Origin of the sequence: Heliomicrobium undosum (assembly GCF_009877425.1) — a bacterium.
GTDB lineage: Bacteria > Bacillota > Desulfitobacteriia > Heliobacteriales > Heliobacteriaceae > Heliomicrobium > Heliomicrobium undosum.
The window spans coordinates 202191-222717 of sequence record NZ_WXEY01000001.1 but is presented as its reverse complement, the minus strand read 5'-3'; the positions used below and the strand labels follow the sequence as shown (position 1 = coordinate 222717).

At 54.6% G+C, this 20527-nt stretch carries 19 protein-coding genes; 10 read left to right on the top strand and 9 right to left on the bottom strand.

Translation table 11 applies throughout. From position 1 onward, the window contains the following. Nucleotides 1-100: 100 nt before the first annotated feature. The 3 genes from GTO91_RS01040 to GTO91_RS01035 form a co-directional block, all read right to left on the bottom strand. The gene (locus tag GTO91_RS01040; RefSeq protein WP_161253484.1) at nucleotides 101-2026 is read right to left on the bottom strand and encodes a DUF294 nucleotidyltransferase-like domain-containing protein; all 1926 of its coding nucleotides are present in this window, start codon (nucleotides 2024-2026) and stop codon (nucleotides 101-103) included. Nucleotides 2027-2305: 279 nt separating this feature from the next. Then, a complete protein-coding gene (locus GTO91_RS17715) occupies nucleotides 2306-2482 on the bottom strand; it encodes a hypothetical protein (RefSeq protein WP_170294034.1) in 177 nt (58 codons plus the stop codon). A gap of 123 nt (nucleotides 2483-2605) precedes the next feature. Beyond that, nucleotides 2606-3511, bottom strand: coding sequence for a GerMN domain-containing protein (locus GTO91_RS01035; RefSeq protein WP_161253481.1), 906 nt, complete (start codon nucleotides 3509-3511; stop codon nucleotides 2606-2608). Nucleotides 3512-3619: 108 nt separating this feature from the next. On the opposite strand from GTO91_RS01035, the gene GTO91_RS01030 reads away from it, so the two are divergent. The 3 genes from GTO91_RS01030 (at nucleotide 3620) to GTO91_RS01020 (ending at nucleotide 7211) form a co-directional block, all read left to right on the top strand. Continuing rightward, entirely contained in the window at nucleotides 3620-4390 is a 771-nt protein-coding gene (locus GTO91_RS01030) for an epoxyqueuosine reductase (protein ID WP_161253478.1), read from the top strand. An 88-nt stretch (nucleotides 4391-4478) separates the two neighbouring features. Next, on the top strand, nucleotides 4479-5774 hold the full coding sequence (locus GTO91_RS01025) for a globin-coupled sensor protein (protein WP_161253475.1): 1296 nt from the start codon (nucleotides 4479-4481) through the stop codon (nucleotides 5772-5774). A 225-nt stretch (nucleotides 5775-5999) separates the two neighbouring features. Next, a complete protein-coding gene (locus GTO91_RS01020) occupies nucleotides 6000-7211 on the top strand; it encodes a CapA family protein (RefSeq protein ID WP_161253472.1) in 1212 nt (403 codons plus the stop codon). 73 nt (nucleotides 7212-7284) lie between these two features. On the opposite strand, the gene GTO91_RS01015 is transcribed toward GTO91_RS01020, so the two are convergent. The 4 genes from GTO91_RS01015 to GTO91_RS01000 all read right to left on the bottom strand — a co-directional run bounded on the left by GTO91_RS01015 (nucleotide 7285) and on the right by GTO91_RS01000 (nucleotide 10077). Continuing rightward, nucleotides 7285-8265, bottom strand: a complete 981-nt coding sequence (locus tag GTO91_RS01015; protein WP_161253469.1) for a hypothetical protein — start codon at nucleotides 8263-8265, stop codon at nucleotides 7285-7287. Between the two features lie 142 nt (nucleotides 8266-8407). Then, the gene (locus GTO91_RS01010; protein ID WP_161253466.1) at nucleotides 8408-8767 is read right to left on the bottom strand and encodes a hypothetical protein; all 360 of its coding nucleotides are present in this window, start codon (nucleotides 8765-8767) and stop codon (nucleotides 8408-8410) included. A 16-nt stretch (nucleotides 8768-8783) separates the two neighbouring features. Continuing rightward, nucleotides 8784-9557, bottom strand: a complete 774-nt coding sequence (locus GTO91_RS01005) for a hypothetical protein (RefSeq protein WP_207708950.1) — start codon at nucleotides 9555-9557, stop codon at nucleotides 8784-8786. 49 nt (nucleotides 9558-9606) lie between these two features. Then, nucleotides 9607-10077 (bottom strand): hypothetical protein, encoded by a 471-nt coding sequence (locus GTO91_RS01000; protein ID WP_161253460.1) that lies wholly within the window; start codon nucleotides 10075-10077, stop codon nucleotides 9607-9609. Nucleotides 10078-10150: 73 nt separating this feature from the next. Here GTO91_RS01000 and GTO91_RS00995 point away from each other — a divergent pair, with 73 nt between their 5' ends. Genes GTO91_RS00995 through GTO91_RS00980 form a run of 4 tightly spaced genes read left to right on the top strand, consistent with a single transcriptional unit; the run spans nucleotide 10151 to nucleotide 14997 of the window. Then, nucleotides 10151-10891: a hypothetical protein gene (locus tag GTO91_RS00995; RefSeq protein ID WP_161253457.1), complete on the top strand. Its 741-nt coding sequence runs from the start codon at nucleotides 10151-10153 to the stop codon at nucleotides 10889-10891. Then, nucleotides 10888-12585, top strand: a complete 1698-nt coding sequence (locus tag GTO91_RS00990) for a spore germination protein (RefSeq protein ID WP_161253454.1) — start codon at nucleotides 10888-10890, stop codon at nucleotides 12583-12585. Before GTO91_RS00995 ends, GTO91_RS00990 begins: the two co-directional genes overlap by 4 nt. A 1-nt stretch (nucleotide 12586) precedes the next feature. Beyond that, entirely contained in the window at nucleotides 12587-13690 is a 1104-nt protein-coding gene (locus GTO91_RS00985) for a GerAB/ArcD/ProY family transporter (protein WP_161253451.1), read from the top strand. After that, nucleotides 13687-14997 carry a Ger(x)C family spore germination protein gene (locus GTO91_RS00980; protein WP_161253448.1) on the top strand — a complete coding sequence of 437 codons (1311 nt, stop codon included), beginning with the start codon at nucleotides 13687-13689 and terminating at the stop codon, nucleotides 14995-14997. Before GTO91_RS00985 ends, GTO91_RS00980 begins: the two co-directional genes overlap by 4 nt. A 366-nt stretch (nucleotides 14998-15363) precedes the next feature. On the opposite strand, the gene GTO91_RS00975 is transcribed toward GTO91_RS00980, so the two are convergent. Further along, entirely contained in the window at nucleotides 15364-16122 is a 759-nt protein-coding gene (locus tag GTO91_RS00975; RefSeq protein ID WP_161253445.1) for a CBO0543 family protein, read from the bottom strand. 209 nt (nucleotides 16123-16331) lie between these two features. On the opposite strand from GTO91_RS00975, the gene GTO91_RS00970 reads away from it, so the two are divergent. From GTO91_RS00970 to GTO91_RS00960, 3 genes are all read left to right on the top strand, one after another. Beyond that, nucleotides 16332-17216, top strand: a complete 885-nt coding sequence (locus tag GTO91_RS00970) for a sensor domain-containing diguanylate cyclase (protein ID WP_161253441.1) — start codon at nucleotides 16332-16334, stop codon at nucleotides 17214-17216. Between the two features lie 231 nt (nucleotides 17217-17447). Beyond that, complete coding sequence (locus tag GTO91_RS00965; RefSeq protein ID WP_161253438.1) at nucleotides 17448-17672, top strand: hypothetical protein; 225 nt, start codon at nucleotides 17448-17450, stop codon at nucleotides 17670-17672. A 173-nt stretch (nucleotides 17673-17845) separates the two neighbouring features. After that, a complete protein-coding gene (locus GTO91_RS00960) occupies nucleotides 17846-19681 on the top strand; it encodes an APC family permease (RefSeq protein WP_161253434.1) in 1836 nt (611 codons plus the stop codon). A 25-nt stretch (nucleotides 19682-19706) separates the two neighbouring features. Here the strand turns inward: GTO91_RS00960 and GTO91_RS00955 are convergent, their stop codons facing one another. Beyond that, nucleotides 19707-20042: a L,D-transpeptidase gene (locus GTO91_RS00955; RefSeq protein ID WP_161253430.1), complete on the bottom strand. Its 336-nt coding sequence runs from the start codon at nucleotides 20040-20042 to the stop codon at nucleotides 19707-19709. Nucleotides 20043-20527: the final 485 nt, after the last annotated feature.

The following is a 20527-nucleotide window of genomic DNA, read 5'->3' as shown; positions in this document are numbered from 1 at the left end:
CGTCAAAGAAGCCCTTCCATCGGAAGCGAAATCCTCAATGATGGTAAGCCTCGTCAAAGAGGCTTACGTATAAAATTTCCAAGCAAGGCCAATGCATCCGTTACAGGAAGCCTTCGACGCGAAAAGCTGAGCCGGTTAGGCTCTGCAATCGAATGACGCCCTGAATCGCCTCTTTCAACGCGGCCTGCTCTCGCTTGGTCAACCGGTAGGGTTGGATGTAGTTGTCCGGGGAGCGCCCTTCTTGCAGCTTGCGTAGATTTTCCCGAAAGCGCATGCCCGTCAGGGTGTTATAGCTGAAACAAAACTGCTCGGCGTCATTGGCATGGAAGACGCCTCTTTCCGCCAGTCGGCGAATCCGGGTGAGCGTGTTCGTCTCCGGAATCCCCTCGCGCAGGGCGAAGACACGGACACAGTCGATCAGATGCACCAACAGGCTGCGCTTCAGATCGATTTCATCTTTATGGTCGCCGCTTTTTTCCGTGACAAAGGGTTTGAAGAAACCGAGGCTCACATGGTGGCGCAGGTCATCCTTGGCTAGGTGGTGAAGACCGACAGGAAGGCGGCGGTAGGTCTGGTGGACGGCGTCTCGCAGACGGCCGGCCAGCGCCTGGTCGCCGTAGAGGCCGCGAAAATCGAGGAAGATAGTCAACTGGCGCACATGCTCGGGCACCGATTCCTCCACCCAGGCGCCGAGGCGGTGCATCCATTCGCTGAAGGAATGGCACCAGCGGGGGTTGCTGGCCATGACCTGACCGGGACAGCGGGCGAAGCCGCAGGCTTCCAAGCCCTTGGTGACGAGTTCGCCCAGGTCGAGAAAAAAGGCGCGCGCCGACTCCAGATGTTCCTCCGGCACGTCGGCGAAAATGATGGCATGGTCCTGATCGGTGCGCAGCGTCTGTTCGCGCCGCCCTGCCGATCCCATCGTCAGCCAGCAGAAAGGCGCCGGCGGCATCAGCCGGCGTTTGGCCAGCACATCGAGGGCCAGTTCGATGATGCGCACCGTCAGCCGGTCATAGAGAACAGTAATGACCTCGGTGATCTCGGCCGGTTGCGCCTGTTCAGCCACCATGGCCGTGAGCAGCCGGTCGATCACCTTGGCCCTGGCCGCCAGTTCATCGACAGAGCGACAGTGCTCGATCCCGTCGACGATGGACAGGGCGCCGGCGTCGCGGTTGCGAATCAGGTCCGTCAGGGCGACGACGCCAAGCAGACGGCCCTTGTCGACGACACCGACATAACGGACCGCCTCGCGGATCATGGTCAGCAACACCTGATAATAATAGGATTCGGGCGGCAGGGTGATAAACTGGCTGTTCATGGCCGCTTTCAACGATGGGAAAGCGAGGGGCGCATTCGGGGCATCGAGAGACGGAGAGGCTGCCAGCACGTTGTAGACCAGATCCCGTTCGGTGATGATGCCGATAGGGTGCTCCCCTTCGGTGACGACGAGGGAACCGACCCGCTTGTCGGCCATCAACCGGGCCGCTTTCGTCACCGGCTCGCTGGCGGCGATGGTGTGGACCGGCGAGGACATCATGTCGACGGCGCGTTTGCGAAAAGGCCGCCCGTCCATGCCGGGCGCCTCTCCGGAGTGTTCGGCCACAATCTCGTCGATCATGGCCCGGAAACGGGAGGCGAAGAGACGGGAAAAGTAGGCCGAGAAGGCGGCGTGCTTTTCCCAAAGCCGGTGAAGTTCGTCAAAGGGGATGGTCAGACAGGTCATGTCATCGATCACTTTGACAGTGGCCGGATATTTTTTTTCGACGATGCAGGTTTCCCCAAAGAACTCGCCGCCCTGGCGGAAGCCGATCACTGTCGGCAAGCCGGCGTCGTTTTGAATGATGATCTCCGCCATACCGTCGAGAGCCAGGAAGAGGTGGGGGTAGGCAGGCTGTTTTTGCGAAAAAATAATCTCCCCTTTGGAAAAGCGAAGGGAAGCCATTTTCTCGGCCACGCTGCGCAGGGCCTCCTCGGGCAAGCGATCAAAAGGGGCGATGGCGCGGATCTGCGCCAGGGGATCCATCATTGTCCACGCTCCTTCCCGTACGGCCCCTGTATTGGATCGTTTAAGCAACATTTTAAATCGTCAGGGGAGGAAATGACAACTGGTTTTTTGAAAATTCTATCAATTAAAGACGCCGGTGTGATGGGGAGCGGGCCGGCGCTAAGCGGTCTTTGCTTGAGCAAGCGATCTAGAGTCAGCGATTTTATGATGGGTCTCTTCGACAAATGAAAGAATGGGTAAAAAAAGCGATACCCTTCCCGAGGGGGAAAGGGTATCGTTTGTCCTTCCTTTAAAATCCTTTCACTCCGTCTCCAACAGCGGAACGGCCCCTGGTTCCCGGCCTGGTGCGATGGAGCGTTTGCGGGGGGCTTTCACGCCAGGGGCGATTTCCCCGGGGCGTCCGTACTTCTTGTAGAGCGTTTCCAGCGATTCCGGATCGAGATGATAGGTATGCATGCCTTTCGGTTTGTCCGCCATCATATCGCCTCCTGTCCATATTTTTTCCGTGGGCAGGGGCGGGCATTCAGCCGATGAGACAGACGAGGGCGAAGGCGGCCCATTTTTTTCCGGACTATCTTATTTTCCTGCTGTTAGACCGGTTTACGCTCCCGGCGGCGCTGTGGCGACGGACCGGATCACCCAGATGTGTTCCTTTCCGGCGCCTGCCGGTTTGGTCAGTTCGACAAGGAAATCCAACTTGCCATGACGAACTCTCACCTTGGCGACGGGTTTGTCGGCCGCCTCTGCTTGGCTGATCAGGCTGAAACAGTCCTTTTCCGGCTCGAAACCGAGGGCGATGCCGTCGACGCGGGTCACTTCCAGCGGGTCAAGTCGCCACTGCTGGTGGCCCTGCCGCACATCCCTTTCGATGTCGCTTATCTTATCGGGCGGCGGGATCGGTCCTTGGCGGATGGTCAATTCGTCAAAAAAGGCCAGGGGGCGGGAGATGTCCAGGTGACCGGCCAGGGTTTCAACTTTTTGGCCCTCCACGGTGAGTTGAACCCCGGTGTAGCCGAGGGAGGAAAAGCTGTTGACGAGGGAGCCGATCAGCAGGGCTTCCCCAGTGGAGCCCACGTTGCTCTGGCGGATCTCCTGTGAAAGGTTCACTTCCAACTGGGTGTCTTTGCTGGTCACGCCGAGCAGGCGGGCCTTTGCCGGGATGAGGGTGGTCAGTTGGCCGTTCTGGGGGCCGCCTTTCAGGAGTTCAAAGGTCTGGCGAACTTTTTCTCCGGCGCTGCCGCTCAGGGGCCGTTCTTCTTTGATCAGGCGCTGCAACTCCTGATCGGGGAAAAAAAGTCGAACCGTCGTTTCCGCAGCAGCGGTGGCTGCTTTCACTTGACTATCAGGGGCGGGCGAAGCAGCGCTTTCAGCCGGGGGAGACGGGGGCGTCGCCTGGGACACGCTGCAGCCGGACAAGGCGATGGCGGAGACGAGCGCAAGCAGGGTGAACAGGAGAATGGAACGGGGGAGAAGGGAACCGTAGGGGCGCTTCGTGAAGTTGTCCAAACAGTTGGGCCTCCTTCCGAGTCGATAATCCATGAGACTGTTGGATACTTGATGTGTGGCTGGATTATTTACTGATATTTTCGCCAAAAAGAGAAGGGAATCCTGCTGATGAAAAAACTGATGAACCGGTTATGGCAGATCTGCGCGGAAAAAGCGGCAGAAGGGGAAACAGGGTACCGTGCGCCGTTGCTGGCCGCCGTTCCGGTGACCCACCCTCGCGTCGAACGACTAAAGACCGCCCATCCTGAACTCGTCGATCCGGCGGCATGCCTGCCGGGAGCGCGCAGCATCGTCGCTGTTTTCCTCCCCTTCCGTCGCGAACTGGTTGAGGCCAACCGGCGGGCCGATTATCCCACCGAATCATGGGCGCGCGGTTATGTCACGACGAACAGCCTGCTGGCTGAGATCGCTGCGGCGATGACGGCGGCGCTGGCGGAAGCGGGGATCGCTGCCGAGACGGCGAAGCCGACCTATGACTTTGACAAGGAGCGGCTGATCGCCGCGTGGTCCCACAAGCATATGGCCTGGGCCTGCGGGCTCGGCGAGTTTGGCCGGCACCAGATGCTGATCACGCCGGCGGGAACAGCCGGACGATTCATCTCGCTGGTCATCGACAGGACCGTTAACGATGGGCCGGGGATCTGGCGCCCCGAACCGGGTGACTTCGGCCCTTCGGCCCCGGGGCTCTGCCGGGAAACCGCCGGCTGCCGCGCCTGCGAGCGGGCATGTCCCACCGGCGCGCTGTCCGACAAACCGTTTGATCGGCATCGCTGCTACGGCTTCCTGCTGGAAGTGGACCGCGCATACGACCATTTGCCTTTGAGCGATGCCTGCGGCTTTTGCGCCTGTGCCGGTCCCTGCGCCGTCATCGGTGACTGACTTTACATGATTTGCGCCTTTCCAAGGACGAATCGAAGGATGTATAATAATCGTTAGACAGGCAGACAAGGAGATAGGGGGAAGCGATATGTTTTTCGGCCGAAACCAGAGTAGCGGCCCTGTAACGATACCGGCCGGCATGTCCATCAACGTATCCGGCGAAGAGGCCAAAGTGGCGCAAAAGCTGCTTAACCTCAGCACGCGGGATCTGGCATTACTGGCGGAACTGCGCCCGCTGATCGAGCCGCGTCTCGACGAGGTGGCGAACAACTTCTATAAGCAACTCCTTGCAATCCCTGAACTGAAATCGTTCATAGAAACCCATTCGTCTGTCGATAAGTTGCGGGTAACCTTCAAAGGGTACGTGAAGAGCCTCTTCACCGACAAGGTGGATGACCGCTATATCGAACAACGTCAAAAAATCGGCCATGTACATAACCGGATCAAGTTGCCGGCTTACTGGTACACGGCTGCCTACCAGGCGCTTTTCAACGCCATGATCCCCATTTTGGAAGAGATGCGCGACAAGGGACGGGCGCTCGAAGTCAATACGGCGCTGCAGCGCCTGACCAACCTGGACCAGCAGACAGTCATGTCCTCCTATATCACCGATTACATGCAGGAGATCGACAAGAAGGCAGATCTGGAAAACGCCCTCAACGACATTCAACTCCTGCAAACGCGGGTCAACGACTCCAGCCAGACCCTGGCGGCCACCGCAGAAGAGACGGCAGCCTCGGCGGCCGAGATGGCCTCGGCGGCACAGCGCATCGCCCACAACGCCGTTCAGGCCACCCAGTTCGCCAGCCAGGTCAATCAGTTGGCCGAGAGCGGCGAGAAACGGATCCAGCAGACCGGCACGGCCATTGAAAACCTCAACGCCCTGATTCAGGGCATGCAGGACAAGATCAAGGCCCTCGACGAGAGCTCCGAGAAGATCGAGTCGATCGCCGGCGTCATCCAGGGCATCGCCACCCAGACGAACCTGCTCTCCCTGAACGCCGCCATCGAAGCCGCCCGGGCCGGCGAATCAGGCCGCGGCTTCACCGTCGTCGCCAACGAGGTGAAGAAGCTGGCCGGATTCTCGGAGCAGTCGGTCCAGGAGATCGCCGAGATGATCCAGATCTCGCGCCAGCACACGCTCGAAGTCTCCCAGGCCATGGTCGATACGAGCAAGGCTATGGACGCCGCTTCCCAGCAGGCGGCCGAGGTCGTCCGCAGCTTCGGCGAGATCATCAAGTCCATCGGCAACAACCAGGATAAGGTGAAGCAGATCGCCACCGAGATCGAGAGCCTGACAACCACATCCAAGCAGATCGAGGAAGCCTCTGACGAGGTCGCCCGCTCCGCCGAGGCGCTCTCCGTCATGGCCATCAACCGCTAATCAAGCCCTAGTATTCCGGTAAAATCGACAGTCGCAAAACAGAAAGCCACGAACCTCTGCCAAGGAGGGGCGTGGTTTTTTTGGTTTGGGTCGGCAAGGCAGCCCAGTGGCGATGTTCGAGTAAAAAAAGGCTATAGGGCGACGGGAAGCGAAAGAAAGATAAACATGGCAACGGCAAAGAATGTTGAGTAACCAAATCACCGCTGAAGCAGAGGAGGAAGGGTGTTGGGAAAAGGTCTGAGAGGCATCGCCATGCCGCTTTTGCTGATGATGGCGATGGCGGTGGCCGCTGTGACGCCGGGCTGCGGATGGAAGAACAACCCCGGATCGGGGAGCGCCGTGGAACCGTCGCAGGCTGCCGTCACTGCGCCGCCGCGTCCCGTCACCATCGTGTTGGCCGCAACGGGCGATGTGCTGATTCACGATTCCATGATCGCAGCCGGCCGGGAGGCCGATGGGAGCTACCGCTTTGAGCACTTTTTCGCCAACATCAAACCCTACATCCAGGCCGCCGATGTGGCTGTTGCCGACTTTGAGGGCACCATGGCCGGCGCCGAGCGGGGCTATTCAGGCTACCCGCTCTTCAGTTGCCCCGACGCCATGGCGACCGCCCTCGCTGACACCGGTTTTGATGTGATCACCGTCGCTGGGAACCACATTCTGGACAAGGGGGCCGCCGGGGCAATGCAGACGGTGAATCGTCTGGAGGAGAATGGCATCGTCCCTGTAGGGGCTTTTCGCAGCGCCGAAGAGCGGAGCCGCATCGCCATCCGCGACGTCCGAGGGGTGAAACTCGCCTTTCTGGCCTACACCTACGGGACGAACGGCATCCCCATCCCGCAGGACAAGCCCTGGCTGGTTAACCTGCTCGACGAGCAAGCGCTGGAGCGCGAAGTGGCAGAAGCGCGAAGCCTCGGCGCTGATTTTGTTGTCGCCTCGCTGCACATGGGCGACGAGTACCAGCGGCAACCGAGCGCCTTTCAGAAAGAGTGGGTCGACCGCGCCGTCAAGGCCGGTGTCGATGTGGTCCTCGGCAGCCACCCCCATGTGCTCCAGCCCTTTGAGAAACGCAAGGCCGGCGAGAAGGATGTCTTTGTCGTCTACTCGCTGGGGAATTTCATCTCGGCCCAGAAGGGGCGCTACCGCGACGCCGGGGCGATCCTCTATATCCCCCTGGAAAAGGGAACGGACGGTTCCGGCAAGGCCTACACCCGCATCGGCGATATCCGCTACGCGCCGGTCTGGACAGACCGCTACAACCGGCGGGGGCGGCAGGATTACCGGGCGCTGCCTGTGGCCGACGCACTGCGGGATTGGCGGGAAAAGGCCGATCCGCTGTTGACCGCTGATGATGCAGCCATGCTTCAGCAGGCCTGGGCGGATACGACGGGGCATCTGGGGCCGGGGTATGTGGAGTCGGTGGAAGGGCTCCGGTAGACGAATTGCATAAGGTCGCCTTAAAAAAGCCAGACGAATTATCGTCTGGCTTAAAATTCAAAAGGAAGAAGTACTATGCTTGAATTCCTTGGAGATATCTGGCGGTCGCGCTAGATGAGGCAAGCCGGGAAAAGATGAGCAGAAAGACAACCGCTTGCTGCAACAGGAAGGCGACGGTCATCCCGACGATTCCCTGCGCAGGCCAGTGTTGGAGCGCCCACAGCACAAGCGACAACGCGATGAGAAAGACGATGTTCAGGGCAAAACGGGTCAGCAGCAGCGGGGGGAGGTGGCGGGTGAGCCCGGATGCTGTCGACCGAAGCAGCCCGAGAAGGCGCCTCTTTTCACCGGCAGGAGACGTGACCAGTCGCCAGCGCGCCGCATCGCCGACCAGGTTGAGGAGGTCGACGAGCGTCAGCATGACCATTACGAAAAAGCCGACCATGAGGATCGATGCTGCAGGGGACAAGGGAATGGCGTCTAACCGATTGGACAGGCTGTTGTAAAGCCACCAGAGGCAAATCCAGGCCGGCGTCAGCCAGAGGGCGATCTGGAAGCTGGCGAAGCCCCAGCGGACGACGCCTTCAAAAAAAGTCCTCAAGAGGCCCTTCCGGTGACGAGGAAAGACGAGGCGGTGACGGAGGGCCGACCAGACGCCGGCCTGCCAGAAGGGACGGAGGAGGGCAAAGAGGAGGAAGGGTATCCATTGCAGGTTTTGCCAGAGCTTCCCGGCGGCAGTCGACGAGAAGGGAAGCAGCAGGTCATGATAGAGAGAGATCTGCATGGCATCCCAATCGCGGGGACGGCTCCCTGTGATCAGCGAAAGAGCGGTGGAGACGCCAGCAGCGCCATCACCTGCCGGCGCGGATAGAGCGCCGGGTACGGATAAGGCCGCCGGCGGTGGCAGGGCATGGGACAGATAGGAGAAGAGGGGAAGCAACAAGGGGATTAGTAAAAGCGCCTGAAACAGCCATGTCAAAAGGACGACGGGCCAGAGGGATAGGGATAGTCTAACCCCGACCCGGAAGATGGACCATAGGTGCGCCAGGATCATCACCTCCTGATCACATCCTATGGCTTTTTCAAATTGGACAGACCGCAAAGAGACTAATCAGGGATAAATCCGATCCCTTTCGGTTGATGACTTTCTATGACTGTAGAAACCCAGTCTACCTGCGCTGCCGTACAGGAGATCATCACAACGACATCTGCCGTTGCTTGACCATGTTTTTTTTCTTATTTCTAACTGCAAGGTCCAGAATGAATCCGACAACAAGACCTGTCATCAGACCGATCAATCCCCAGATGATGGGACCCCATGCCAAAACGTAGCCATAGATGACGCCTAAAACCATCGAGGCTGACCCCAACACAGTAGCGCCATCAAACAAACTGATCCCGTCTGCTCCGTAAATGGTGTCCATTATCTTGCCTTTATTAGAACTTATTTTCAGCGGCACTGCGAGAATATGATCCCTTTGAATGCCCTTTTCCTCAAGTTCCGACAGCGCCAGTTCCAGTAACAAGGACTGTTCGAATGTGGCGACAATGTACAACGTAGTCACTCCCGGATTATATCGGTTTCTTAAAAGCGCTACTTTGATATTCAGAACGCAAAAACTGAGCCTGTTCATATTCAAACAACTTGTTATATTCCACTGCATGGACATAGGAATCGTAAATGGAAAAACAAAATATCGATGGCATAAATAACAGCCATTGGGGATCAACAATGGCTTTTGTCTGCTCAAAAGCGCCAATCGCGGAATGATGGACGCCTTCCATCAGGTGTGAAAAATAGGTGATGGCGATCCACCAGATCAACACGAAAAAGCCTGTCGGCAATCGGTGGGTGTATAGATGTCCCAGTCCTGGCATGAAAATGGACCACACGACTGCGATCCAGGGGTTTCTTTTGTCAAAATAGTTTATTTCAAAAGAATCTATCTTAAACGGAATAATAGCGGAACGTTCTCTTTGCGCCAAAATGGTAAACTTATTCAAATCGATTGTAGAACGGTAACTATCCCATATGGCATAAACGTAGACCGCCGCATAGAGAAGCAGCCATCGGACATTCACCGTCTCTTTGATTAAATGCAACTGCCCAGTAAAGGAGTAGAGGATCGCCAAATTTAACTTGGCTTGGACGTTGATGACGATCTCCCAGATAATCAGCAGAAATCCTTTGACGTAACTCCCCAGAAAAATCTGACCAAACCCCGGAAATAGCGCCGATAGCCATACGGTCACCCAGGGGTTCCGTAGATGGATGTGGTTTGTGGCGAGGGTAGATACGTGGGCCAAAGGCCGGCGGATGTTTTTTGTAACCGGGATTTTATCCATAGTCATTTTCCTTGCAAAATAGTTTTTTATATCAATGCGTTATTGTAGTCTATCCATGGTTCCTGCGGAAAACGCCCAGGGCAACCGCTTGATATTCTCGAAAAATCGCCTCGGCGGTTTCCTGCTCCTCCTCTGTATCGCATTCCACAGAGACGATAATCTCCCCCGAAGGGCCGGAAATATTGTGACGCAAGTCTTTGCTTATCTTTTGGTCTACCAAATACCCGATACCTGCCCCCAGAAAAAAGCCGATGATCCCGAGGGCTATGGGTCCGATATACACGACAGAGCCGAAAATGACGCCGAACAACATGCCGATCGAGGCAGACATGGCTATTCCATCAAACAAACTGAGTCCGTCTGACTTATACATCGAATCGATGACCCGGGGGGTTGCTCTCACCGTGGCGTCGAGGGGAACGACGCGCACTTTTTTCCCGTGAAAACCTTTTTCCAGCAGCGCATAAAGCCCCAACTCTGTCTTCAGAGTTGTTTTGAACAACCCGTAGATCACCCGCATATGATCACCGCATTTAGTATAAACGAAAAAAACATGGCTATTCTAAGGAGCAAAGTGCGCTGGAGGATGGGCCATGAGTCAGTTCCGCATTAAGCGAATGCAGATGACCGGCATCTCGCTGGGGATCTTTCACAAAAAAACCCCATGGATGGCTGCCTGGTGGTCGGCTGCCTTACCCGGTCTGGGACATTTATGCATGGGTGAATATTTAAAGGGCCTTATCCTTATGAGCTGGGAAACCTATGTCAATATGAAGGCCCACGTGAATATGGCCATACTGTATACCTTTACCGGAAGGTTTCAAGCCGCTCGCGATATCATCGATGAAGGGTGGGCGCTGGTTTATGTTTCCATTTTTTGTTTCGCCATCTTTGATGGTTACCGGATGAGTATTGAGCTAAACACTTTTTCCGACTTGGAGCGAAAACAGAAAAAACGGTACTTTACGTTTACTCATTATTCGATCTGGGGAGTCAATTATTTAAGCCATAAAAATCCCTGGGCTGCTGCAGGGTGGTCCGCCCTGTTCACCGGTTTTGGTCATATCTACAACATGAAGACATTCAAGGGCGTGATCCTCTTACTATGGTTGGTGACCATCATTTTCTTTTCCCATTTCCCTCAAGCAGTCATATATACATTTACCGGTCGATTTCAAGAGATCAGCAATCTGGTGGACTATCATTGGCTGATGTTTTTTCCGTCCATTTACGTGTTTGGCATCTGGGATTCCTACAACGAAGCCGTGGAAATGAACAAGCTTTTCGAAGAGGCCCTCAAGCGACATCTCAGAGAGAGGTTTGGCAGCCCATGAAAAAGCCGAGCAGTATCCTTGATAATGTCAACTCCTTTCTGAAAAACCTGGTGTCTGTCAACCAGCCGATTGTAGAAAAGCAGTTTTCCCTGAGCCCTGCCCGTCCGCCGATACGGCGATTTCTGGATGAAAAGAATAAGGGGAAACCCAAGAAGTCGACGCCGCTCCCATCGGCTCTGCAAACCTTGCAGCAAGTGTTGAAGGGCCGATTTCATGCGAAGCGGAATCCCGATTTTGTTGTCCGAACCCTATCGGCGCCCTGGAGCGAAATCACCATCGCCTTCTACAACAGCATCAGTGATCGGGAACTGATGCAGTCAGCCGTCGTCGGTCCCTTGTTGGAATACAACGGCGACGTAGAAGATATCACCCCCGATAGGCTGACCAGTTCCCTTACCTATTGTCATATCGTCAATACCGTCACCACCGTGGAAGAGGCTGTCGAGAAGCTCGTCAACGGCATGACCTTTATCCATGTGGACAACCGCCCATGGGCGTTGGTCGTCGATTTACGGGATCAACAGAGTCGCGGCATCGAGTCGCCCCGCATTGAAACGGTCATCCCCGGCCCCTATGATGCTTTTGTCGAGGTGGCGCAAAAAAACCTCAGCTTGTTGCGCATGCGTTTGGCCATAGCGGGGTTTGTGGCCGAAGCGCTTCCAGCGGGCCGAAGAAACCGGGGACCCATGTATCTCCTCTATATCGACGGACTCACCGATCCCAAAATCGTCCGGGAAATGCGCCGGCGGTTGAAGGCCATCGACGTCGACATGATCTACAATCTGGGGATGGTGGAACAGTATATCCAGGACCAACCCCGTTCCTTATTCTCGCAGGTGCTGATTACTGAACGGCCCGATCGCACCGTCGCCTATCTATTGGAAGGTTCTGTGGCGGTCCTCCTGGAAGGCAGCCCATTGGCGCTGATTGCGCCCGTCACTTTCTGGGCGCAACTGCATTCCCCCGAGGACATTTACTTCCGGTGGCCCATCGGGACATTTTCCCGCATCGTCCGGTTGATCGGGTTGTTCTTTTCCTTATACCTCCCCGCCTTATATGTGGCCATGGTCACCTTTCACCCCGAAATGCTTCCTACGGAACTAATGCTTTCGATCGCGGCGGCCAGGGAACGGGTGCCTTTTCCCAGCTTCTTGGCGGTGCTTTTTTTGGAGTTGGCCTTCGAGTTTATCCGAGAAGCGGCATTGCGTGTGCCCAAGGTCATCGGCACCACGATCGGTATCGTCGGCGCTGTGATCATCGGTCAAGCCGTTGTGCAAGCCGGCATCGTTTCTCCCGTCATGATCATCGTCATGGCCATCACGGTGTTAGCCGGTTTTTCCATGCCCCAGTACACGCTCACGTTCAGTCTGCGCCTGGTCCGGCTGATTAACCTGCTCTTGGGAACCGTTTTTGGCTTTTATGGCATTTTGCTCGGTCTCGTGGCGCTGATCTGCCACGCCACAGGCCTGCGATCACTGGGCATGCCCTTTTTAGTCCCTGTGGCGCCGGCGAAAAAACGCTTTCTGCTCCCTTTTGTGCGCCGTTCTCCTTTCATCCAGGAGCAACGTCCCGGTTATACCCGGCCAAAGGACATCGTGAAAGCCAAAAAGGTCACTCGCCCTTGGGACCCGACGACGCCGTTGGAGTTGATCGCCTTGCAGGAAGCCGCCGGCGAGTTTCAACGGAGAGGTTGAAATGGATCATAGGAAGAGGCAGGGCTTTGCCGGTTGGTTTGAGACAACGATCTGTGTAAGCAGTTTTATCCATCTCAAAATGTTTCTGATCGTTCCGAGGACGCTTTGTCAGGCCGGAGGGACGGCGGCCTGGATGCTGCCCGTCATCGCCGTATTGGGCGCGACTGTCGTCTTTTTTATGTTGCAGCATCTATCCGCCGCCTTTTCCCGAGCCTCCCTGCTCAGCATCGCCGGATTGTTCTGGGGGCGCGCCGTTCAGTTTATCTTAGGGGTCCTTTTCTCCGGGCTGTTTATCCTCTATTACGGGTATCAACTGCGTATCTTCGCCGAATTCGTTCTATCGACACTCCTGCCGTTAACACCCATCTCGGCCGTGATCGTCTCCATGGTCTTATTAAATATCTACCTGGCCTATGGCGGGTTGGAAAGTCTATCCCGCACGATCATGGTGATTGTGCCCATCGGTTTGACGGTGCTCACCCTTGCTTTGACGATGGGGGGGAGCATGGGAAAGTTATATAATATCACCCCTTGGCTGGGTTATGGCCTATGGGAAACCGTCAGCGCAGGACTTCTTTATACGGGGCTGTACGTGGAGATCGCCTTGTTCGGTTTTATCGCCCCCTTGATTCGCAAACAAAAATACTTTCAACGGGCAGGCATGGCGACGCTGGCTTTTTCGGCGTTCCTGTTTGTTTTCGCGCAGATCGTCTTTGAACTGTGCTTCCCGATTGCGACGGCCCAACAGATCGGCTTTCCGCTTTATCAGGTCGTTCGCCTGATCCGCATCGAAGTGTTTCTGCAACGCCTCGATCCGCTGTTCGTATTCGTATGGGCCAGTGTGTCGGCCATCGGTCTGGCCGTCTGTTTGTACGGAGGCGCCTTAACACTGGCCCAGGGGATTCGAGCGCCCGATTTTCGCCCCTACTTGTTCCCGTTGGCTGTGCTTTCCGTCTGTGTCGCCTTTGTTCCACCACGCGCCATCGACGCAGTGAACACCTATTCGTTGATGATCCTGCTGCTCCAGGCGCCCTTTTTCGGGCTGCCGGCGCTCCTGCTGCTCTGGAGCAAGTTGTTCTATCGCGAGAAGGAGGATCTTGGGTGAAGAGCTGGTTGCGGAAGTTGGGATGGACGGCCACGCTCTGCGTCATGCTCGCCTTGCAGACCGGTTGTTGGGACCGAAACGAGTTGGAGACGTTGGCCTTCGTTTTAACGATGGGCGTCGATCGCAGCGTAGACAACCAACTCGATGTGATCATGCGGATCGGCGTCCCCGGAAACATTGGCGCCGAGGCCGGAAAAGGCCAGGGGGAATCGATTGGGGAGACATCAAAGCCGATCACGATCACGGCCCGGTCGATTTCCGAAGCCATCAGCCTGGCGGAAGCCACGGTGGAGCGGAGAATCGATTTCCGGCACCTCCGGGTCATCATCTTTGGAGAGGAACTGGCGAAAGAAGGCATACTGCCCTATCTGGATGTAGTGGAACGATTCCGGCAGTTTCGCCGCACCGTTTTCGTCTGGGTCGCCAAAGACGGGCCGGCGAGAGATGTCTTTTTGACGGCGGCGCCGGTGCTGGAAAAAAGCGTCTCCCGGTATGTCGACGGCATCGCCCGCGGCGTGATTCGTTTCGGCTATTCCCGGATGCCGACGCTCCATGATTTTTTAAGCGAAGTGGAGAATAAACAGTCCGATGCGGTCCTCCCGATAGTCGGCATCAACCCGACCGTCGCGTCGGAAAAGAAAGACGGTCAGGTGAAAGCGATGCCGACCGAGAAATACCACGGGCTCATGGAAGAGAATGAGGAACCGGGCGGAAAAACCCTTGAACCGCTTCATCGTTCCGGCGGCAACTCGTCCGAGTTTCTCGGCGTCGCCGTCATGCAAGAGGGAAAACTGATCGACAAGTGGTCCGGCTGGGAGGCCCGCGTCTACGGTCTGCTCCGCGACACCTATCGGAGCGGCATCTGGGTCTTTGAATCTCCCGGTCGTCCAGGAACCTTTGCCGTCCAGATTCGAAGAGCAAAAGAGCCGGGGATCGATGTGACATGGGAGGGGGAGAAGCCCCATCTGGATATTCGCTTGTTTCTGGAAGGGGAGCTGATGTCTGTTCCTTCGCTGGACCAGTTTGTGAGCCCCGAGCGCATCTCCTTATTTGAAGACCAAACGGTGAAAATAATAACGAAGGAAATCGACACACTGATCAAGAAGGCGCAGAAAGAAAAGGCAGATCCCTTCTATATCGCCCGGTTTATTCAGATGCGAACACTGACGATGCAGGAGTTTGACCAACTTGATTGGAAAAACCGCTTTTCCAATGCCACCTATGAGATCCATATCGAGTTTGAAATCCGTCGACCGGGTCTGCGGATACAGCCCTTCGCGGAGACGCAAGATAAAGGTAATCGATGAGAGGCAAAGGAATATGGAAAATGCTTGTCCGTCTCGCAGCAGCGCTCACCTTGCTGGCGATTTCCCTCTATACCCTGAATTACGGTTCCACCTTGTGGCGCAGCGGTCATAAGCCTGCCGGGGCCTTTACCTGGGTGTTGGCATTCGCCGTTGTTGCCTTTCCTATACTGTTGGTGTTAACCACTTAGCTTGGAAAGATGGTAATAACAATGACGCCACTGCCCTCAGTTAGCAGTGGCGTCATGTGTTTCTAGTCCTCTTTTTTCCTCTATCCCTGCGGAGATTGAGCCGCATAGTCTACATATTTCCACCAGACGGCATAGAAAAGTATTCCCCAGTTTCTCCTAAAATACATTGCAACGTTCGCTATACCTTTTCTTTGGTTGTATCGGCCTTGCCGGCAATATATGCCGATGGTTTGACTTTGGGAATCCAGTTGCGCCAATCCTTCAGATAATAAGTGTCCGGCCCGCTGTATGCTGAAGGCTTGATACTTTCATAATTACTCTTTTTGCTTACTCCCTTCGGGCGGATCGATGGGCCGTGTCGCCGGTTGCAAAATGGGGCTGAGCAAGTCTCTACTCTTGATTCCTTCAGCGGAAAATTGTCAGACAATAGCACGAACCTAGCCAGATTTGAAATTGTGAGCAATAGGATGAAGTTGTAAATGTGGTTCCAATGCTCGATATGCAAGATGTCCATCGATACTAACAGCGGGTTAAATCCAAAGGCATACAGGGCCGAAGCCACCGAAGTCGTGGTAAAGTAGGTTCTCCAGGAGGTCGTATACTGGTAAATGGTCATGTAAATGATCGGAACTAACGTATAGTCAAAAGGGAAAAGAGACGGAACGATGGGAACGAGCTTATATTTATATCCCCAAATGCCCGAGGTTGTGCCGATTCCTTCGACGAATCCAACGGATACAGCGATAAAGGAGCCGAATAACAGTAGTTCCAGTAACCTTTTCTTTTCGATGATTTTCCACCAAAGCGCGTAGGTTCCAATCAGTATGGCCAATAAAAACCACCAGTTAAAGGTAAACAACTCGGTAGATAAGTACCGGCTTAGCACCAACGCAGAGAGCCCTTCCCTTGTTTGTTGAATCAACTCATAGTTTTCCATTAGGCGACCTCGCTCCAGAAATTTTTTTCAGTTTATCCAGTAATCATCACAAGTATTCAGAAGGAGTCGATTTCGGATGTATGGGCGTCAAAAGGAAGAGAGCGCCTGCTCGTTTTATTCGGAGGGGTAAATCAGTCCAAGTTAAGGACTGTATCAATCATTTAACTATGTTACAATGAGATCAAACAACTTCTCCGGAGGATCGCATCATGGACTACTCGCTTCTATCAAAAGAAGAGCTGAATAAAATCATAGATTCGGCGCCTGTGGGCATTTGCATCACCGATGAACAGGGCTGCTATGAGGAAGTGAATCCGGCGTACTGTTCGATTTACGGTTACCAAAGAGAAGAATTAATCGGAAAAAGCTTTACCGTCGTTTGCCCCGAGGAAACGCGCGAGATGGTCCTTTCCGCCCACAGCATGATCATCTCGAACAAAAGCGAACTGTCAGACGAATGGGAAGTCGTAAAGAAAGACGGGAGCAAAATATCGGTTTACTCGAAAACGACCGCCATATGCGGGTCTGACGGGAAAACGAAGAACGTAACCTTCGTCATCGATATCACGGCTCGGAAAAGATACGAATTGGAACTGCAACTGAGCAACCGTTTGCTGCAAAAGCAAGCGGTGACCGATAGTCTTACCGGCTTGCTCAATCAGGGCGCTATCTTTAACACCCTTGAGGTTGAGGTTATTCAATCCAAAGCAACCCATCAGAGCCTCTGCCTATTGATGCTCCATTTGGATAATCTAGGCGAAATCAACGAGGTACATGGTCTGAGCGTAGGAGACAGCATTGTGATGAGTGTTTCTCAGGTCCTCCGTTCAGCAGTGCGACAAGATGACATCGTCGGCAGATACGCCGGAAAGCAGTTTATCCTGTTATTCCCGGACACCTCCTTGGAGGTTGCTCGAACCATTGCTGAAACCATCGTCGCGAAAATCCAGGCGATTTCTGAATATGATGTTAGCCTGTCTGTCAGCGGCGGGTTGGTCCAGCTTACCGATGAAACCTCCTTAGACGTGATCCGAAAAGCGGAGAACTTATTGCATGAAGCAAAGATAGCAGGAAAAAATCAGATTGCCTGTTAAACGCGACTCCGCCCAAGCGGGCGGGGTCGATTTGTTGGCGCCCTCCATGAACTGCGCTTTTCCCGCTCTGCGCCGAATAGGGTTTCCAAAAAAACATGTGTAAGCCATTGAAAACAGAAACGTAATAACCAATAAGGCATGCATCAAGCGTGCCCTTTACGATGCTTTATCCTTTTTATCCAGTGAGGATCGGGAGCTTTGGGCATAAAAATATGTAAGGACGGATCTAGTGTGACAAAAACTGCTGAAGCCTTTTGCTGGGACCTTTACGCCTGCAGCCGTAAAGGCTGTCATGAAGTGATGGCCGCTGTTGATGAGGAAGAAGTGCTCAATTTAACCTGTCCCGTTGAAGAAAAGAAGTTAAAAGAAATCGGAATGGCACGGTTTTTTGCGGAGTATGGGCGAGGGCCGCTGAAGGTCAAGGACAAGCGCTGCGCCATTAGTTTCATAGGGTAAGTTGGATTCATACCATTCTGCCGCTCCAACAAGGTCCAGGACGAGAAGTGCCTGGACTTTGTTGTTTTTTCGGGCGGGGGCCGAAGAAATAATAATTTTGAGATTGAAAAAAACCAATCCTAGGAGTAGACTACATCCATGTAAAATGAGGATCTGGCAGGGAGGAAGCAAGTTTGCTTCGCAAGCTACTGATTGGGAGTAAACTCCATAACCGGCAACTGACCCATGAGACGATCAGCAAGCCTAAGGCATTGGCGATTTTCGCATCGGACGCGCTCAGTTCTGTCGCCTATGCGACGGAGGAAATCCTGCTTGTATTGGCCGTGATCGGACAAATCGCCTTTCACTACCTGCCGCCCATCGCGCTGTGCATTGTCTTGCTCCTGCTTACGGTGATCCTCTCCTATACACACGTAATCAGAACGTATCCTGAGGGCGGGGGCGCCTATTCCGTCGCCAAGGAGTTCCTCGGTCCCACCTACGGTTGCATCATCGGGGCGTCGTTGGTCATTGACTACGTGTTGACGATCGCTGTCAGCATATCCTCGGGAACGGCGGCCATCACCTCGGCATTCCCCTGGCTATTCCCTTATACTGTGTATATCGCAGTCTTTTTTATTGTCCTTTTGACGATTATCAATCTGAGGGGCATCAGTGAATCAGCGAATTTGCTCGCCTACCCCCCCTATCTCTTTATTCTCTCCATGCTGGCGCTGATCGTCACCGGCTTTTACCGCTATCTCTCGGGAGACCTTGCGCCTGACGTAAGACCCTATGAGGAACATGCAGCCAATCTGGGGAACCTGATTTTTGTGTGGATCTTGTTAAAGGCCTTTGCCGGAGGTTGCACGGCGCTCACCGGCGTGGAAGCGGTGGCCGACGGCGTCCCTTCCTTCAAAGAGCCGAAAGAACGCAACGCGATTAAGGTTTTATTCGCCTTGGGGAGCCTCTCGGTCATCCTTTTCGGGGGCATCAGCATGATCGCCGGTTGGGTCCATGTGCTGCCTCAACATGGGGAGACGCTCGTTTCGCAGATCGCCGAAATCGTTTTTGGCGGCAGGAACCTCATGTACTATGTCTTGCAGGCCGCGACGGCGATCATTTTGATCCTGGCCGCCAACACCGCTTTTGCGGGCGCCCCGATCATGGCGGCGAAACTGGCTTCGGAAGGGTATATCCCGCGCATTTTCGCCCTTCGGGGAGATCGTCTTGTATTTCACAATGGTATCATGCTTCTGTGCGCCGGCGCGATCATCCTGGTCGTGATCTTTCACGGCTCTGTCCATTCCCTCATCCCGCTGTACGCCGTCGGCGTTTTCTTGGCCTTTACCATCGCCCAGGCCGGCATGGTGGTCCGATGGAATACGTTGAAGCCGAAGGGGTATAAGTGGAATGCCCTCGTCAACGGCGTCGGTGCGACAATCACTGGCGTCGTGACCATCGTCATTGCATCGACCAAGTTTATGGCCGGCGCATGGCTGGTGCTCTTGGCGATACCGCTGCTGGTGTGGATATTCCAAAAAGTGAAACAGCATTATACCGATATGGCCCGTGAGTTATCCTCGCAGAACCAAACCCCCTATTATGTGGTGAAGAACCACATCCTGGTTCCCATGTCCTCTCTGTCGAAACCGGCGCTGAACGCATTAGAATTCGCGAAATCCATGTCTAACGAGGATACGGACGTCACCATCGTTCATGTCTCCTCCTACCCGGAAACAGCGGAAAAGTTAAGGAAAAAACTTGCCGAGAAACAGATCTACTTCGAGCTCGCTGTCGTCGAGTCGCCCTACAGGGAATTGATCAATCCCCTCGTCAACTATATCGATGAACTGGAAAAAGGATTGAAATCGGGCGAGGTCATCACCGTGATCATCCCGGAGTTCGTCACCCATACCTGGTGGCACTATCTGTTGCATAACCAGACCGGTTTCTTGCTGCGGACGGTTTTGCTTCTGAAGAAGAACATCATCGTGGCTTCGGTGCCCTATCACTTGAGAGGCAAGTGACGATACAGAGCGAGTATGTCTTGTCTCACCGGCTGATGACGACTGGCGTCCCAATGGGGACGATCTTGGATAAGGCGAGCACGTCCTTGTTGTACATGCGAATGCAGCCGAGGGAAACGGCCCGGCCGATGGAACCGGGAGCGTTTGTGCCGTGAATCCCGTAACCTGGCTTGCTCAATCCCATCCACATGGCGCCGAAGGGTCCGCCCGGATTCGGTTGTTTGTTGATGATTTTATAACTGCCGGTGGGCGTCGGCGTCAGCATCTTTCCGACGGCAATGGGGTATGTCTTTGTCAATCGATTGTTTTGATAGAGATAGAGGCGTCGTTTGCTCACGGAGACGGCAATGCGGTATGGCATGGATTCATCACCCCAAAATCAACAAAGCGTGGAACCTCAACGGGGGGCCACGCTTTTGTCTTTATTGGCGGTCAGACCGCAGATGTCCGCACAGTCGCGCAAGAAAAGCAACTGTCTTGTCCGTTGATTAACGTCCTGACGGCAGGCCACGAAAGTCACCATGTGTTCGCATACCGCTTCACAGTGCTGAATGGTGTTCAGCAGATTCATGTGCGGCTGTGATCGCCGTTCATTTGGCAACGCCCCTTCCATTATTTTCAACCCATTAGTATGCGTCTCTTGTTGAGTGGGAAACTTGTCCAGAGAAAGATTACGATCACGGTTCTGCGGTCTGGAAAAAAAGAGTGTGCCTACCATAGGGCACACTCAGGAAAATTACGTTGGTTCGGTGGTGGAGAAAATGCCCCTGACTGTGTGAATCACCCCAAAATCGGTGATCTCACGATCAGGCAAACACCGCTGGGAGAAAGCACCTGAAGAAGATT